15 protein-coding genes are annotated in these 15,547 nt (G+C 71.1%); 5 read left to right on the top strand and 10 right to left on the bottom strand.

Annotation, left to right across the window (positions count from 1 at the left end; genetic code table 11):
• Positions 1-4 precede the first annotated feature (4 nt).
• Complete coding sequence (locus IW248_RS13865; RefSeq protein WP_124817383.1) at positions 5-787, top strand: 3-hydroxybutyrate dehydrogenase; 783 nt, start codon at positions 5-7, stop codon at positions 785-787.
• Between the two features lie 14 nt (positions 788-801).
• On the top strand, positions 802-2,721 hold the full coding sequence (locus tag IW248_RS13870) for a helix-turn-helix domain-containing protein (RefSeq protein ID WP_124817381.1): 1,920 nt from the start codon (positions 802-804) through the stop codon (positions 2,719-2,721).
• Positions 2,722-2,767: 46 nt separating this feature from the next.
• Here the strand turns inward: IW248_RS13870 and IW248_RS13875 are convergent, their stop codons facing one another.
• The 3 genes from IW248_RS13875 to IW248_RS13885 all read right to left on the bottom strand — a co-directional run bounded on the left by IW248_RS13875 (position 2,768) and on the right by IW248_RS13885 (position 5,712).
• On the bottom strand, positions 2,768-3,376 hold the full coding sequence (locus tag IW248_RS13875; protein ID WP_124817379.1) for a TetR/AcrR family transcriptional regulator: 609 nt from the start codon (positions 3,374-3,376) through the stop codon (positions 2,768-2,770).
• Between the two features lie 11 nt (positions 3,377-3,387).
• Positions 3,388-4,956: an MFS transporter gene (locus IW248_RS13880; protein WP_196930188.1), complete on the bottom strand. Its 1,569-nt coding sequence runs from the start codon at positions 4,954-4,956 to the stop codon at positions 3,388-3,390.
• A gap of 84 nt (positions 4,957-5,040) precedes the next feature.
• Positions 5,041-5,712, bottom strand: coding sequence for a transcriptional regulator (locus tag IW248_RS13885; RefSeq protein WP_307787939.1), 672 nt, complete (start codon positions 5,710-5,712; stop codon positions 5,041-5,043).
• A 201-nt stretch (positions 5,713-5,913) separates the two neighbouring features.
• Here IW248_RS13885 and IW248_RS13890 point away from each other — a divergent pair, with 201 nt between their 5' ends.
• Positions 5,914-6,651 carry a GDSL-type esterase/lipase family protein gene (locus IW248_RS13890; protein WP_196927313.1) on the top strand — a complete coding sequence of 246 codons (738 nt, stop codon included), beginning with the start codon at positions 5,914-5,916 and terminating at the stop codon, positions 6,649-6,651.
• Here the strand turns inward: IW248_RS13890 and IW248_RS33515 are convergent.
• From IW248_RS33515 to IW248_RS13910, 4 genes are all read right to left on the bottom strand, one after another.
• On the bottom strand, positions 6,568-7,842 hold the full coding sequence (locus IW248_RS33515; protein ID WP_196930190.1) for an FAD-dependent oxidoreductase: 1,275 nt from the start codon (positions 7,840-7,842) through the stop codon (positions 6,568-6,570). The genes IW248_RS13890 and IW248_RS33515 overlap by 84 nt on opposite strands.
• Entirely contained in the window at positions 7,835-8,398 is a 564-nt protein-coding gene (locus IW248_RS13900; protein WP_196927314.1) for a TetR/AcrR family transcriptional regulator, read from the bottom strand. The genes IW248_RS33515 and IW248_RS13900 overlap by 8 nt, the downstream gene beginning before the upstream one ends.
• A gap of 127 nt (positions 8,399-8,525) precedes the next feature.
• On the bottom strand, positions 8,526-9,902 hold the full coding sequence (locus IW248_RS13905; RefSeq protein ID WP_196927315.1) for a permease prefix domain 1-containing protein: 1,377 nt from the start codon (positions 9,900-9,902) through the stop codon (positions 8,526-8,528).
• On the bottom strand, positions 9,899-10,264 hold the full coding sequence (locus tag IW248_RS13910; protein ID WP_196927316.1) for a PadR family transcriptional regulator: 366 nt from the start codon (positions 10,262-10,264) through the stop codon (positions 9,899-9,901). The genes IW248_RS13905 and IW248_RS13910 overlap by 4 nt, the downstream gene beginning before the upstream one ends.
• A 151-nt stretch (positions 10,265-10,415) precedes the next feature.
• Here IW248_RS13910 and IW248_RS13915 point away from each other — a divergent pair, with 151 nt between their 5' ends.
• A complete protein-coding gene (locus IW248_RS13915; RefSeq protein ID WP_231392589.1) occupies positions 10,416-10,703 on the top strand; it encodes a hypothetical protein in 288 nt (95 codons plus the stop codon).
• Between the two features lie 78 nt (positions 10,704-10,781).
• On the opposite strand, the gene IW248_RS13920 is transcribed toward IW248_RS13915, so the two are convergent.
• The 3 genes from IW248_RS13920 to IW248_RS13930 all read right to left on the bottom strand — a co-directional run bounded on the left by IW248_RS13920 (position 10,782) and on the right by IW248_RS13930 (position 14,149).
• Positions 10,782-11,957 (bottom strand): alcohol dehydrogenase catalytic domain-containing protein, encoded by a 1,176-nt coding sequence (locus IW248_RS13920; RefSeq protein ID WP_231396306.1) that lies wholly within the window; start codon positions 11,955-11,957, stop codon positions 10,782-10,784.
• Positions 11,954-13,408 (bottom strand): aldehyde dehydrogenase family protein, encoded by a 1,455-nt coding sequence (locus IW248_RS13925; RefSeq protein WP_196927317.1) that lies wholly within the window; start codon positions 13,406-13,408, stop codon positions 11,954-11,956. Before IW248_RS13925 ends, IW248_RS13920 begins: the two co-directional genes overlap by 4 nt.
• Before the next feature lie 81 nt (positions 13,409-13,489).
• A complete protein-coding gene (locus IW248_RS13930; RefSeq protein WP_124817364.1) occupies positions 13,490-14,149 on the bottom strand; it encodes a TetR/AcrR family transcriptional regulator C-terminal domain-containing protein in 660 nt (219 codons plus the stop codon).
• Positions 14,150-14,344: 195 nt separating this feature from the next.
• On the opposite strand from IW248_RS13930, the gene IW248_RS13935 reads away from it, so the two are divergent.
• Positions 14,345-15,517, top strand: coding sequence for an acyl-CoA dehydrogenase family protein (locus IW248_RS13935; RefSeq protein ID WP_124817362.1), 1,173 nt, complete (start codon positions 14,345-14,347; stop codon positions 15,515-15,517).
• Positions 15,518-15,547: the final 30 nt, after the last annotated feature.

Raw genomic sequence — 15,547 nt, forward strand, 5'->3', positions numbered from 1 at the left:
CGCCATGACGGCAGAACCCGTGGTGGTCCCCCACGTCGTACAGGTCGACCTCTCCGGTCGGACCGCCCTGGTCACCGGGGGCGGCGGCGGCATCGGGCGGGCGTGTGCCCTGCGGCTGGGCGCGGCCGGTGCCAAGGTGCTCGTGGTGGACCGCAACCTGGAGGCCGCCAAGGCGGTGGCCGCCGAGGCCGGCGGCCGGGCCGAGGGCGTCGACCTGTCCGACGCCGCGGCGGTGGACTCACTCGACGTGGACGTGGACATCGTGGTGAACAACGCGGGGCTCCAGCACGTCGCGCCGTTGCAGGACTTCCCCGTCGAGCGCTTCGAGTACATCCAGCGGGTGATGGTGGAGGCGCCGTTCCTGCTGATCCGCCGGGCGCTGCCGCACATGTACGCCCGGGGCTGGGGGCGGATCGTCAACATCTCCTCGGTGCACGGGTTGCGCGCCTCGCCGTACAAGGCGGCCTACGTCTCGGCCAAGCACGCTCTGGAGGGGCTGTCGAAGGTGGTCGCGTTGGAGGGCGCCGCGCACGGGGTGACCGCCAACTGCATCAACCCGGCGTACGTGCGTACCGCCCTGGTGGAGAGCCAGATCGCCGACCAGGCGGCCAGTCACGGCATCGACGAGGCCGAGGTGATCGAGAAGATCATGTTGGCCCGGGCCGCGATCAAGCGGTTGATCGAGCCGGAGGAGGTGGCCGAGCTGTTGGCGTACCTCTGCTCGCCGCCGGCGGCGTTCATCACCGGCGCGTCGATCGCCCTCGACGGGGGCTGGACGGCCAACTAGTGGGGCTGAGCACAATGTCGACCATGTCATCGCCGGTGGAGTTCCTGGAGCTGCTCGCCCGAGAGGCCGCGGCGGTCGAGTTCGAGGGACCGCTGGTGGCGGCGCGGGCCGCCGGGCTGCCGGCGGACCGGCTGGCCGAGCTGGAGCAGGCCAAGTCGGTGGCGTTGCGGGTCCGCGCGCTGCTGGAGCGTCGGCGCCGCCGGGAGAGCGAGTTGTCCGGCCTGTACGACACGGTCAGTGACCTGGCCGGGCTGCGCGACCTGGACGACGTGTTGCGGGCGATCGCGCACCGGGCCCGTCACCTGCTCGGCGCGGACGTGGCGTACATGACGCTCAACGACGACGAACGCGGCGACACCTACATGCGGGTGACCGACGGCTCGGTCTCGGCCCGTTTCCAGCGGCTGCGCCTGCCGATGGGCGCCGGTCTCGGTGGTCTGGTGGCCCAGTCCGGCGCCCCGTACGTCACCGCCAACTACGGCGAGGACGCGCGTTTCCACCACACCGGCGAGATCGACGCCGGGGTGGGCGAGGAGGGGCTGGTGGCGATCCTCGGGGTGCCGCTGCGGCTCGGCTCCACCTCGATCGGGGTGCTCTACGCGGCGAACCGTTCGGCCCGGCCGTTCGTCCGGGAGGAGGTGGCGCTGCTGGTGTCGCTGGCCGCGCACGCCGCGGTGGCGATCGACACCGCTCGCCTGCTGACCGAGACCCGTTCGGCGTTGGCGGAGTTGTCGGCGGCGAACACCACCATCCGGGCGCACAGCAGCTCGGTGGAGCGGGCCGCGGCGGCACACGACCGGATGACCGCGCTGGTGCTGCGCGGCGGCGGTGTGGAGGACGTGGCGGCGGCGGTGACCGAGGTGCTGGGCGGTGCGCTGCTGGCGCTGGACGCCGAGGGTCGCCTGCTGGCCCGGGTGGGTGAGATCGAGGAGCCGGACCGCGCGGACATCGTCGAGGCGGTGGCCGCGTCCCGGACCGAAGGGCGCAGCGTACGCCGGGGTCCGTTCTGGTACGCGGCAGTGGTGGCCGGCGCGGAGAACCTGGGCGCCCTGGTGTTGCGCCCGGACGACGAGTTGGTCGACGCCGACCAGCGCATCCTGGAGCGGGCGGCGTTGGTGACAGCGCTGCTGCTGCTGTTCCGCCGGACGGTCGCGGAGGCGGAGGGGCGGGTGCGTGGCGAGTTGTTGGACGACCTGATCGCCCGCCCGTTGCGCGACACCGACGCGCTGCGCAGCCGGGCCCGTCGACTCGGCGTGGACCTGGACGCGCCGCACGTGCTGGTGGCGGTGGGCGACGACGCGATCGCCGCGACCGGCTCGGCTCGGCAGCGGGTGCTCTCCTGGGCCACCACGTACGCCTCGGCGCGCGGCGGTCTGGCCGCGGCGCGCGATGGCCGGGTGGTGCTGATGCTGCCGGGGTTGGACGCTGGCGGCAGCGCACGCGCGGTGGCCCGGGACCTGTCCCGGGTGACCGGCCGACCGGTGACCGCCGGGGCGAGTGGCCCGTCGAACACGCCGGCGGCGTTGGCCGGGACGTTCCAGGAGGCGGACCGGTGCCTGACGGCGTTGGGCGCGCTGGGCCGTGCCGGGCAGGGCGCGAGCACTGCGGAGTTGGGCTTCGTCGGGTTGTTGCTGGGGACGGTCGGTGACCGGGGTGAGAAGGACGTGACCGAGTTCCTGAGCGCCACCGTCGGGCCGGTGCTCGACTACGACGCCCGGCGGGGCACGGCTCTGGTGAAGACGCTGGAGGCGTACTTCGGGGTGGGTGGCAGCCTGGCCCGGGCCGCCGAGCAACTGCACGTGCACGTCAACACGGTGACCCAGCGGTTGGAGCGGGTCGGGCAGTTGCTCGGCGTCGACTGGCAGCGGCCCGAGCGGGCGTTGGAGGTGCAGCTCGCACTGCGTCTGCACCGGCTGCGCGCACCAGCCGCCTGAGCGAGGCCGGCCGGCGGCACGAACGCCGCCGACCGGGCGCTCGACGTCAGCGGGCCTGGATGCCGTCCAACACGGCGTCGACGACCCGTTCGGGCAGGGTCTGCTCGTCCAGGTCCGGATTCCACTGCAGCACACGCTGGATCAGCATCGGCCCGGTGAGCAGCGCCATCGTCACCTCGACGTCGATGTCGGCGCGGAGCACCCCCTCGTCGATGCCGCGGCGCAGCACCTCGCGCATCAGCTGACGCCGGGGCGAGATGATGTTCTGGTAGAGCTGGAACTGGTCCGCGCTGCGGTTCACGGCGGGCGCCAGGCAGGGCATGATCTTGGCCGCTCGCGGGTCGACGTTCTTGCCGATCGCACCGACCAGCAGCACCAGGTCGTCGCGGACGGAGTGGCCCGCCGGCTGCGCCATGACGCCTTTGAGTCGTCGCAACGCGTCCAGCAGCAACGCGTCCTTGCCGGCCCAGCGGCGGTAGATGGTGGCCTTACCCACCCCTGCGCGGGTGGCGATCGCCTCGATCGACAGCGCCTCGATGGTGCTGCCCTCGGCGAGCAGGTCGAGGGTTGCCTCGATGATCGCCTCGTCGGCGCGGATGCTCCGCGGTCGCCCGGGCGACCGCGGAGCATCGGCAGTGGACGTCATGTCCGCCATTGTCCCCGGACCTATGCCGTGCCGGCCAGTTCAGGCTCGGCGACCGGAGCCGCCGGAGCGACGCTCGTGTCCTCCTTGCCCGGCATCCAGCGCAGCACCACGATGATCCCGAGCGCGGCGATGACCGCGGAGAGCCCGGCCGCCCAGTGCATGGCGGTGACGAAGGCGTCGTTGGCCGCCGAGATCAGCCCCGGTGCCGCCGGGCCGAGCTGGCCCGCCGCTGCGTACGCCCCGGAGATCGACTCGTTGGCCGCGTCCTGGGCCTGCGTGGGCAGGCCGGTCAGCGCGTCACCGATGTCGCTGCGGTAGACCGCGGAGAGCACCGAGCCGAGGACGGCCACACCGAGCGCTCCGGCCACCTGGCGGATGGTGTTGCTGACCGCGGAGCCCACCCCGGCCTTCTCCCGGGGCAGCGCCGACATGATCGACTCGGTGGCCGGCGGCATGATGTTGGCCATCCCGGCGCCCTGGATGAGGAAGACGAGCAGCACGATCCAGATCGGGGTGGAGGCGCCGATGAAGACGAAGGCACCCAGGGACACCACTGTCAGCGCCAATCCGACGGTGGCGACGGCCTTACCGCCGTAGCGGCGGACCATCGCGGCGCTGCGCGGCGCGAAGATCAGCTGGGCGCCGGCGAAGGGCAGGAAGAGCAGACCGGTCTGCAGCGGGCTGTAGTCGCGCACGAGTTGCAGGTAGAACGAGCCGAAGAACATCGAGCCCATCGCGGCGAAGAACACCAGGCCGACGATGGCGACCGGCGCGGCGAACCGGGGCACCTTGAACAGTCGGACGTCCAGCGACGGGTGGTCGCTGCTCCGCTCGTGCTGCACGAACCAGCCCAGCACCGCGAGGCCGACCAGGATCGAGCCCCACGCCAGCGGGCGGCCGAAGCCGTGCTCGCCGCCGTCGATGATGCCGTAGGAGAGGGCGACCAGGCCGACCACGGAGAGCAGGACGCCGAGCACGTCGATCCGGCTCGGCCGCGGGTCACGCGACTCGGGGACCAGCAGTGCCACCAGAACCACGCCGGCGATGACCACCGGCACGTTGATCAGGAAGACCGAGCCCCACCAGAAGTGCTCCAGCAGCGCGCCGCCGAGGATCGGGCCGATCGCCACGGCGAGACCGACCGCGCCGGCCCAGACACCGATGGCCCGACCACGCTCGCGCGGGTCGAAGACGTTGGAGATGATCGAGAGCGTCACCGGCATGATGGCCGCGCCGCCGACCCCCATCAGGGCGCGGGCCGCGATGAGCTGTCCGGGGCTCTGGGCGTACGCGGAGAGCAGCGACGCCAGGCCGAACAGCAGCAGACCGATCATCAGGAAGCGCTTGCGGCCGGCGCGGTCGCCGAGCACCCCGAAGGTGAACAGCAGCCCGGCGAAGACGAGCGTGTAGGAGTTGATGGACCACTCCAGCTCGCCCTGGCTGGCGCCGAGGCCGTGCACCGGGTCGGCCAGGGTGCGCAGGGCGACGTTGAGGATCGTGTTGTCGAGGACGACCACGAGGAGGCTGATCACCAGCACCCCCAGGATCGCCCACCTCCTCGGGTGTCCCGTGTTGTTGTGCAGCTCCATGCCTGGCTTTCCCCCCACGATGATCACCCGCGACGAAATACGATACGGGTCAGACTCGTAACGCGGATCAGCCTACGACGGGTATTAACGATACGGGACCGATCCGTATCGTATGTGGTGGACGTCACGCTTCGTCGTGACCGCCACACAGGCGGCGACGGCGTCCGTCAGCGCGCCGAGTCGGATCGCCGGCCTACCCAGCGGCTCGATCCAGCCCGGCCCCGCGCCGTACACCCGAAGGAGCGGGAACTCCCGGGCGAAGCGCACCAGGCGATACGCGCGGCCGGTGAGCGGCGTCTGCGACCAGAGCACGACGGCGCGCGGGCGCCCCCGGTACACCGCGCTCGTGAGGGCGGACCAGGGCAGCGCGGGGCCGAGATTCAGACAACCCCTGCCCTCCTCGCGCAGCGCGGCGGCAAGGGCGTGCAGACCAAGGCAGTGCGCCTCCTTCTCGGCGCCGGCCAGCAGCACCCCGCCGGTGGGCAGTGACCGGCCCGGCTCCCGGCGGTACACGTCCAACCCGACCCGGACGCCCTCGCAGAGGGCGTGCTCGATGACGACCTCGGCAGCGGTACGCCCCGACAGCCGGGCCAGCAGCGGACGACAGACCTGCTCCCAGAGCGCCGGCACGCCCCACGCCTCGGCCAACTCCAGCATCAGCGTGGCGACGGCGTTGCCGTCCAGGTCCTCGGCAGCCAGCGAGACCTGCTTGTGCGCGATCTCCACGGTCTCCGCCGGCATCGGCTCGGTCAGCACCACACGTACCCCCGGATAGACAATCCCTGTCCGGGGGTTCGCTGAAACGGGGCGCGGTGGATGCGCCGGCGCGGGATTTACGCATAGATATGCTCGGGGCGTGTTCTCCACCTGCCCGTGCGCCTGTCTCGACTGTTCACCACTCGGGGGAAGTCGGACCCTCCCGGTGGCCACATGCCGCCCGACAGTCGGATGAGCGGGGTGAGGCTGCCGCCAACGGAGGAGCCCGGCGCGACGGGATCGCGGCGCGACCTGCGGGTGTGCTTCTTCGGTGACTCGTTCACGGCGGGGGTTGGCGATCCGTCCGGTGTCGGCTGGGTGGGGCGCGTGGCCGCTGCCGCCCGTGCGCAAGGCCATGATCTGACCGTCTACAACATGGGGGTTCGCCGGGACACGTCCCTGGACGTGGCCCAACGTTGGCTTCCTGAAGCCCGCGTCCGCCTCAAGGACGGGCAGGCTTTCGGGGTCGTGTTCGCGTTGGGGACCAACGACGTGGACATGCAGCTCGGCCAGGTTCGTGTCCCGCCGGACCGATCACTCGCGATGCTTGCCGCGATGCTCGATGACGCCCACGCCGCCCTGTGGCACACGCTTGTTGTGGGGCCGCCGCCGGTGTTGGACCGGCAGGCAAGCAAACGGGCAGCCGATCTCGCCGCCGCGATGGCGCAGGTGTGCACCACCCGAAGCGTGCCGTTCGTCGATGTCACGGAGCTATCAGCAGACCCGGTCTGGAGCCAGGAGATCGCTGCGGGTGATGCCTATCATCCGTTCGCGGCTGGTTATGCCAGCCTCGCCGCCCTGGTAGAGCCGGTTCTCCTGCGGTGGCTGGCCGGCATGCCAGCCGACCTGAGCTCGTCAGATGGCGGCGGCCCGCTCCCACCGGCGGGGAGCACTGATCTTGGCCCAGCTCGGGCCGAAGGTCATCCGGCGCAGCGGTGACACCATGCCGCAGAGGCTGAACCAGCCACGAGTCAAGCCCACGTTCACCGGGTTGCTCATCATGCCCTGTTGAAGGGTCCGCATGGCCAGTTCGACGGCCTCGAAACCGTACTCGCGCATCTCGGTCTCATATTCGCCGATCGCGTCCAGCAGCGGCAGGTGACAGGTGCCGGCCAGGGACAACTGGCGGGTGAGCAAAGCGGCGTCGCGCAGTGCGGTGTTGGCGCCGTTACCGCCGGCCGGTGGCATACCGTGCACGGCGTCGCCGAGCACGGTGACCCGTGCGGGCGCCCAGGGCGCGGGACGGTCGGACGCCTGGAACGGAAACACACTCACGTCGTCTGGTGGACACTCGTCGATCAGTCGGCGCAGCGCGGGGTGCCAGTCCGTGATCAGCCCGGCGACGTACGCCTTCAACTGTGCGCCGTCGAGGCGCTCCGGACGCGAGGGGAACAGTTCGTTGCGGGCGACGAACGCGCACAGCAGATAGTCGTCCCCCACCGGCTTCTGGCGTTCGAACACGGAGGTGAACAGGAAGTGCGGCGCACCGGTCAGGACGAGGTTCATGCCTTTCCCCAGCCGGGCTGGTAACCAGGCTCGGGTGCCGTCGTTCAGCGGCAACTTGAGCCCAACGCCCACCGCACCGGTATCCCGCTGGGTGGCGGTCGGCAGGTACTGCGCGCGTACCCGGGAGTTGATCCCGTCGGCGCCGACCAGGACGTCGCAGGTGGCGGACGTTCCGTCGGCGAAGTGCGCGGTGGGGCGACCGTCGGCGGTGAATTCGTAGCGTTGGAATGTCTTGCCGTAGTGGACGACGTCGTCGAGTCCGTCGAGGAGAACGCCGCGCAGCGTCTGACGGTCGACCGGGTAGGCCCGTTCCGCGGGGTCGGGATCGTCGGGATACATGAGCGCGTCCTCGACGAGGACCAGCGTGCGCAGGTCCGTGCCCAGGAAGCCGAAACCGCCGCCGGGGCGGCCCACGCTGTCCGTGAACGCCTGCCAGTGCCGGTCGGGCAGGCAGGCACGCAGCGACCGGCTGCCCGCCGGGTTGATCGCGAGCCGATAGCGGTCCACCCGGTCGTCGCGGCGCCGGTCACGCTCGTACACGGCGACGTTGATGCCGTGTTTGCGCAGACCCTGGGCGAGCGCGAGGCCGCCGATGCCACCGCCGACGATGAGTACGTCAGTCATGCGTGAGCCTTTCTGGTGAGAAGAGGTCGCACAGTTGGTTGACAACCGACTCGGCCTTTTCCGGACGCAGGCGAATGCCCTTGACGGTGGCGATCACCAGTTCGACGCTGGCAGCGACGTCGAGGTTCACCGACCAGACGTGGTGCTCGATGCCTTCGGTGAAGATCGCCGCCAGCGCGTCGCGCCAACCCTGTTCGTCGCGCTCGATATCCACCCCGGTGGACTCCTCACGTCGAGCGCGAAGATCGAGCTCATCGAGCACGACGAACAACTCGGGTCGTTCCGCGACGGCTCTGGCGATCTCGCTGAGGTGTTGCCGCAACCGGGCGGCGGGTTCCAGATCGTTGTGCATTGTCGCCTCGAATTGGCTGGTCACGTGCTCGAGCACCGCGGCGATCAGATCGGCCTTGGTCCGGAAATAGTGGTGCAGGGTGGAGTGGTCAATGCCTGCCGCGGCAGCGATCGGTCGCAGCCGGAACCCTTCGAAGCCGCTCTCGGCGATCGCCGAGAAGGCCGCGTGCACCAGGGCCTGCCGGCGGTCGAGCTGTTCAGTCATCCCCAGCCATTCCTCAACCAAGCGGTTGGTTGATAGTTCAGCATCTGTGTGGCCAGGTGTCAACCACATGGTTGGTAGGTACCTCCCGGCCCGGGTCGGACGGGCCGTCCTCCGTCGAGCGCGCCGACTAGGCGAAGCTGAACAGTGGCGGGAAGACGAGGACCACGATCCAGGCCCACGCGGCGTACACCGGCAGGTAGCCGGTCTGCCACCGTTCGAGCGCCGCGAAGGGCGTGCGCCGGCGGACGAAGGTCAGCAGGAGCCACGCCGACCACGCGAGGTTGACCAGGAGGATCACGTTCTCGCCGAGTGCGGCCGCCCGGTTGGGCGTACTGCCGTAGTCGTCGGTGATGCGCCCGGTGATCTCCACCAACACCAGCACGTCGATGGCCAACGCACTGACCACCAGCGCGAGTTGGAGCTTGTCGAACGGGCCGGGCGGGGCCAGCGGATCGCGGGCCGAGAGTGAGTAGAGCAGCAGCCCCAGCACCACGACCAGCAGGAGGTCGAAGAGGAGCAGCGCCTCGCGCTCGACGTCGATGCCGTGGCTGGTCCAGACGACAGCGACGAGGAAGGCGAGCAGGGCTGCCGTGAAGAGCGGGGTGAACAGCCGGGTGAGGACCGGCGCGATGTTCTCGACGACACTCTGCTTCGCCTCGACGAGCCACCCGGCCACGACGACCGCCGCCGCGGCGCCACAGGGCAGCAGCCACTGCGAGATGAACTCCTCCGGGACGATTCCGATGGCCGCGAAGGTGTTGAACAGGAACGCGGAGAGCACGCCGCCGCCGAGGGCCATCAACACCAGATAGATGAACCACTCGCCGGTGAACCGGATGAAGTCCATGCGTCGACGGGACGAGCGCCAGTCGTCGGCGACATAGGCCAGACCGACCACGAGCCACAGGGCGATGGGAAGGTGGACGCCTGTGACGACCACGGACTGTGAGTCGTCCGCCAGGGGGTAGGCGTTGGCCGCCACGGCGCCGAGAACGAAGAGCGCCACCAGTACGGCTATCACCGACCGTTGGGCTCCCCGGCGCCAGGCCAGGAACGCCGCCAGCCAGGGCAGCGCGAACAGTGTGGCGTTGCGCGCGTAGAACGAGCCGTCGTCGGCGAAGCTCAGCCCGAACAGCGCCGGCACCTTGACGGACGCCACAGCACCCGCCGCGCAGCCGAGCATGACCCACAGGGTCCGCCGGGAGCGCGTGCCGGCGACCGGGCTGTCGGAGTCGCCGGTCAGCACCAACTGCTTCCACAGCCGATCCGAGTGCTCCCGCGCGAACTCGCGGGAGAGTTCGTCGAGGCTGCCCATCCGTTTCACCGCGACCAGGAACGCCTCGTCCGGGCTCAGGCCAGCCGCGACGAGTTCGTCCACGGAGCCGCGAAGGTGGTCTTCCAACTCGTCGGCGTCCACCGCCTGCAGCTCCCTGCGGCGCAGCACGTACTGGCGCCACTGCGCGAACTGCGCTTCCAACTCCGCTGGCCCGTCGTGCGCCGTCATGCGAGGCCCCCCAACCCGTTGACCGCCAGTGGCGTGCGGTCGTGCCAGAGTTCCCTGAGCGCACCCACGACGGTGTCCCACTGCCGGCGCTGCTCGGCCAGCTCAGCCAGGCCCCGGTCGGTGACGCGGTAGTACTTGCGCTTCCGCTCGCCGGCGACCGACTGCCAGCTCGACTCCAGATGGCCGAGCCGCTCGAGCCGGTGCAGCAACGGGTACAGCAGTCCTTCGGTCCACTCCAGCTCACCCCCGGACAACTCGTTGATCCGCCGCAGGATGGCGTAGCCGTAGCTCTCGCCCTCGGCCAGGATGCCGAGCACCATCGGTGTCGCCGAGGCGGCGACCAGATCCTTGGTGACCTTCACGAAACCTCCTGCCCCTAAACCTAGAAGTACGATGCATAGTACTGCTAGGCATAGCTCCGGGCGCAACGCCCGGACGAGAGGTCGACCAAATCGCCGTTACGGGCTGCTGTGGTGCCGCAAACGGCCGCGGTCCGGGTTAGCCTTGGCGCATATGGCTACCTTTCGCAGCGCCTCAGTGCTCCTTTCCTCGGACGGCACCAGGACCCCCGGCACCGCCGCCCTCTTCGCCGAGCCAGCCCGCAGGGGTGGGACTCCCCCGTGGGCGGGCGACTTCCGGCCCGCCAACAGCGCCGGCAACGGCCCCAAGAACGCGGTCGGAAAGACCTTCACCCTGGAGCTGCCCGACGGCAGCACCGGCAAGGTCGTCGTCCAGGGCCTCAAGAGCGGCAAGGGCGGCGTCGTACTGGCGCTGATGGGCGAGGACGCCCCGCCCTTCTGACCAGTCGCACGACTCTCGTCGCCCGGGTGCCCGGGGATGACCCTTCCCGGGTCAGCCCAGGGCACCTGGCCAACCACGTCAGTCGAGCGTGACCACCCAGCGAGCGCCCTCGCCCCGGGCGATCCGGTCGAACGCCGCGGGTGCCTCGTCCAGCGGAATCGTGCCGCTGACCAGCACCCGTAGATCCAGTGCGCCGTCGGCCAACTCGGCGGCCAGCACCGGCACCTCCCGGTCCGGGTCGGACGAGCCGTACACCGAGGAGCGCAGCGTGCGCGCGGAGTGGAAGATGTCCAGCGCGCCGAGGCTGACCATGTCGTCCTTCGCGCCCATGCCGACCACTGTCACCGCTCCCCCACGCCGGGTGAGCCGCCAGGCGGCACGGATGGTGGCGGCCCGACCGACGCACTCGAAGGCGTGATCGACACCCCGGCTCTCGGTGCGCGCCCGTACCTCCTTGGAGAGCCTGTCGTCGGAGAGCAGGAAGTCGGTCGCCCCGGCGGCGAGCGCCAGGTCCCGTTTCGCCTCCGCGACGTCGATGGCCAGGATCGTCGTGGCACCGGCCCGGCGGGCCGCGCTGAGCACGGCGAGCCCGACTCCACCGAGCCCGACGACCGCCACCGACTCGCCGGGCGCCACCAGGGCGGTGTTCCGGACCGCGCCGACGCCGGTGAGCACCGCGCAGCCGAGCAGCGCGGCCTGCTCGGGCGGCAGCCCGGCGGGGATCGGGATGACGGCACGCTCGGGGACCACCACCGCCTCGGCGAGCGCGCCGAGGCCGAGGGTCAGGTGCAGCGGGACTCCGTCGTCGGTCTCGCCACGCGGCACGGTCGGGGCCGTGGTGTCGGCGCAGAGCCACGGCTCCCCACGCCGGCACCACCAGCAGGACCGGCAGGCCGGCGCCCAGTTGAGCACCACCGGTGTGCCGACGGTCAGTTCGCTGCCCGGCCCGACCTCGGCCACCACTCCGGTCGCCTCGTGCCCGAGCACCAGCGGGAACCTCGCGGCGAGGGTGCCGTTGACCATGGACAGGTCGGAGTGGCAGACACCGGCCGCCCTGATCGTCACCCGCACCTCGCCGGGGCCGGGCGCGGGCAGGCGTACCCGCTCGACCCGCAGTTCGGCACCGGACCCGCGCGCGACGAGCGCGCGAACGGTGACCGGCGCGGGCGCCGGCTCGGCGCCGCCGCCCGGCGCGGCCGGGAACAGCTCGGCGCGGCCCGCGGGCGCGGCCGGGGACAGCTCAGGGTCGGTCATCGCTGGATCGCCTTCAGTTCGCAGAACTCGGCCAACCCGTGCACGCCCAACTCCCGGCCCAGGCCGGACTGCTTGTAGCCGCCGAACGGGGCGAGCGGGTTGAACGGGGCACCGTTGATGTCGACAGCGCCGGTGCGCAACCGCCGGGCCACCGCGAGTGCCGCGTCGGTGTCGGCGGACCAGACCGCGCCGGCCAGCCCGTACTTCGAGTTGTTGGCGATGGCGACCGCCTCGTCGGTGTCGGCGAACGGGATGACGGCGAGCACCGGACCGAAGACCTCCTCCTGGGCGAGCGCGCTGTCGGGGTGCACATCGGCGAAGACGGTAGGTGCGACGAAGTGCCCCCGGGCCGGCACCGGGGCGTCGGGCCCACCGGCGACCAGCCGGGCACCGTCGGTCAGGGCGCGGTCGATGTGGCCGCGTACCCGCTCGGCCTGAGCGGCGGAGACCAGCGGGCCGAGCCGGGTCGCCCTGTCGAAGGGGTCGCCGAGGCGGTAGCCGGCCACGGCCGTGGCGATGAGGTTGAGGGCTTCGTCGTACCGGTCGCGGTGCACAAGCATCCGCGTCCACGCGGTGCAGGTCTGCCCGGAGTTGAGCAGGGCGTTGCCGACGCCCACCTTGACGGCGGTGGCCAGGTCGGCGTCGGGGAGGATCACGTTCGCGGACTTGCCGCCCAGCTCCAGCGCGACCCGGGCGATCCGGTCGGCGGCGAGCCGCATGATCCGCGCCCCGGTGGCGGTGGAGCCGGTGAACGAGACCAGGTCGACGTCGGGGTGGCCGGCGAGAGCCTCGCCGACCACCGGCCCGGTGCCGGGGACCAGGTTGAGCACCCCCGGCGGCAGCCCGGCTTCGGTGACCGCGTCGAAGAGCAGGTACGCGGTCAACGGGGTCAGCTCGCTGGGCTTGAGCACCACCGTGCAGCCGGCGGCCAGGGCGGGCGCGAGCTTCGCCAGCACCTGGTGCAGCGGGTAGTTCCACGGGGTGATCGCGCCGACCACGCCGATCGGCTCGCGGACGACCAGGGAGTTGCCGATGCTCTCCTCGACCGGTGCGCGGGCGGCGAGCGCGACGTGGTCGCGCAGCACTGTCAACGGCAGCCCTACCTGCACCCGGGTGGCGAGCTTGAGCGGCGCGCCCAGCTCCACGGCGATGGTGCGGGCGACGTCGTCGGCGCGGGCGCTGAGCGCCGTGTGCAGCCGGTCGAGGTGGGCGGAGCGTTCGGCGGGAGTGGCGGCCGACCAGCCGGGAAACGCGGCGCGGGCCGCGGCCACGGCCCGATTCACGTCGGCCGGGGTGCCGGCGGGCACCTGCCCGGCCAGTTCCCCGGTGCTCGGGTTCTCCACGTCGATCAGATCCACGTCGGCGGGGGACGTCCACTTCCCACCGACGTGCAGGTGGCGCCGGAGGCGCAGGGAGTCGGGCAACTGCGACGGCGGGGCGGCGAGGTCCATGTCATCCCTTCGAGGGCGGGCGATGGGCGATGGCGACGGGGGTCGCGACGGGCGATGAAACTAGCGCTGGGAGTTTGGACGCTACCCGTTGGGCCGGGCGGACTCCACCGTGTCGTCGACGGTGCGGGCGTACTCGGCGGCCAGACCGTGCAGCAGGGCGTCCAGGCCGAGCGCGAAGGCGCCCTCGTCCACGCTCTGCTGGTGCTCGGCGAGCCGGTGCGCCTGGCGCAGGTGGGGGTAGTGCGCCGCGTACAGCTCCGGGTCCTCGACGAACCCGCGGGCGAACGAGCCGAGCGCCGACCCGGCCACGAAGTAACGCAGCGCCGCGCCGATGTGGGTGGCGCGGGCCGGCGGCCAGCCGGCCCGGACCAGGCCGCCGTAGACCGCGTCGGCCATGGCGAGGGCGGCCGGTCGACGACCCGGCCCCTGCGCCAGGTACGGCACGATGTTCGGGTGCGCGGTGAGCGCCCGCCGGTACGACCATGCCCAGTCCCGCAGCGCGGTGACCCAGTCCCGGCTGGCGAAGCCGCCGGTGTCGACGGCACCGGTGACCGTGTCGGCCACCGCGTCGAGGATCTCGTCCTTGGTGGCGAAGTGGTTGTAGAGCGAGGGACCCTGCACGCCGAGCGCGGCGGCGAGTCGGCGGGTGGAGAGCGCACCGAGCCCGTCGGCGTCGATCAGCGCGAGTGCCGTCTCGACGATCCGGTCGCGGGTGAGCAGAGGTCGTCGAGGTCGGGGCATGTCAGAGCTCCTCGGTCTGCGGTGTCCCTCCCCGTGGGAACCACCTGTTCACGCACCCTATCCGGGGCCGTCTCCGCGCAGGCGTCACCACGTCGACCGGGAAGGGGTCTGGACGAAGGAAAACTTACACCGCTAGTTTAGGAGAGACCGCTGCGGCCCGCAGCGGCGCACCGCCACGTCGACCGAGGGGGAACCGTGGACTTCGCACTGTCCGACGAGGAACGAGCCGTCCGAGACACCGTGCGCGCGTTCATAACCCGCGAGGTGATGCCCCTGGAAGCGGAGGTGCTCCGCCGGGAACGGGCGCACCAGCCGGGCCTCGACCACTCCGAGGTGCGCGAACTGCAACTCAAGGCGCGCAAGTTCGGCTTCTGGGGCCTGGCCACCCCGGAAGAGTACGGCGGGATGAACCTGCCAGCCGTACTCCAGTCGTTGATCTGGACCGAACTGGGCCGCACGTTCGTCCCCTTCCGCTTCGGTGGCGAGGCGGACAACATCCTGTTCCACGCCACCGAGGAGCAGAAGCGGGAGTTCCTCGTCCCGACCATCGAGGGCGAGCGACGCTCCTGCTTCGCGATCACCGAACCGGGCGCCGGATCGGACGCGGCCAACATCCGGCTGTCCGCCCGCCGGGACGGCGACGACTGGATCCTCGACGGTGAGAAGACCTTCATCACCGGCGGTCACGACGCCGACTTCGCCATCGTGGTCGCGGTGACCGACCGGGAGAAGGGCGCCCGCAACGGCGGCGCCACCGCGTTCCTGGTGGACCGGTCGATGGGCTGGCGTTCGGAGTTCATCCAGACGATGGGCGAGGGCGGGCCCGCCTCGCTCATCTTCGACGGCGTACGCGTGCCGCACCGCAACATCCTCGGTGAGATCGGGCAGGGCTTCACGCTCGGCATGGAGTGGATCGGCAAGGGCCGCTACACCATCCCGTCGCACGCCATCGGCATCGCCGAGCGGGTGTTGCAGATGGCCATCGAGTACGCCAACACCCGGGAGACCTTCGGCGCGAAGATCGGCACCAACCAGGCCATCCAGTGGATGATCGCCGACTCGGAGACGGAGCTGGAGGCGGCCCGGTGGCTGGTGCTGCGCTCCGCGTGGACTGTCGACGCGGGCCTGGACCCCCGGCACGCCTCGTCGATGGGCAAGCTCTACGGCGCCGGCATGGTCAACCGCGTGGTCGACCGGGTGCTCCAGATCCACGGCGGCATGGGCTACACCCGAGAGCTGCCGATCGAACGCTGGTACCGGCAGGTCCGGCTCTACCGGATCTTCGAGGGCACCGACGAGATGCAGCGGCTGATCATCTCGCGGGACCTGCTGCGCGGCTACACGAAGATCGGCGGCCACCTGGCCTGAACCCAGGTGTCCGTCTCCTGACCTGACCGG

Origin of the sequence: Micromonospora ureilytica (genome assembly GCF_015751765.1) — a bacterium.
Taxonomy (GTDB): domain Bacteria; phylum Actinomycetota; class Actinomycetes; order Mycobacteriales; family Micromonosporaceae; genus Micromonospora; species Micromonospora ureilytica.

Coding starts and splice junctions, on each gene's coding strand:
- IW248_RS13865 (WP_124817383.1), top strand. CDS start 5: ATGACGGCAGAACCCGTGGTGGTCCCCCACGTCGTACAGGTCGACCTC.
- IW248_RS13870 (WP_124817381.1), top strand. CDS start 802: ATGTCGACCATGTCATCGCCGGTGGAGTTCCTGGAGCTGCTCGCCCGA.
- IW248_RS13875 (WP_124817379.1), bottom strand. CDS start 3,376: ATGGCGGACATGACGTCCACTGCCGATGCTCCGCGGTCGCCCGGGCGA.
- IW248_RS13880 (WP_196930188.1), bottom strand. CDS start 4,956: ATGGAGCTGCACAACAACACGGGACACCCGAGGAGGTGGGCGATCCTG.
- IW248_RS33515 (WP_196930190.1), bottom strand. CDS start 7,842: ATGACTGACGTACTCATCGTCGGCGGTGGCATCGGCGGCCTCGCGCTC.
- IW248_RS13900 (WP_196927314.1), bottom strand. CDS start 8,398: ATGACTGAACAGCTCGACCGCCGGCAGGCCCTGGTGCACGCGGCCTTC.
- IW248_RS13905 (WP_196927315.1), bottom strand. CDS start 9,902: ATGACGGCGCACGACGGGCCAGCGGAGTTGGAAGCGCAGTTCGCGCAG.
- IW248_RS13915 (WP_231392589.1), top strand. CDS start 10,416: ATGGCTACCTTTCGCAGCGCCTCAGTGCTCCTTTCCTCGGACGGCACC.
- IW248_RS13920 (WP_231396306.1), bottom strand. CDS start 11,957: ATGACCGACCCTGAGCTGTCCCCGGCCGCGCCCGCGGGCCGCGCCGAG.
- IW248_RS13925 (WP_196927317.1), bottom strand. CDS start 13,408: ATGGACCTCGCCGCCCCGCCGTCGCAGTTGCCCGACTCCCTGCGCCTC.
- IW248_RS13930 (WP_124817364.1), bottom strand. CDS start 14,149: ATGCCCCGACCTCGACGACCTCTGCTCACCCGCGACCGGATCGTCGAG.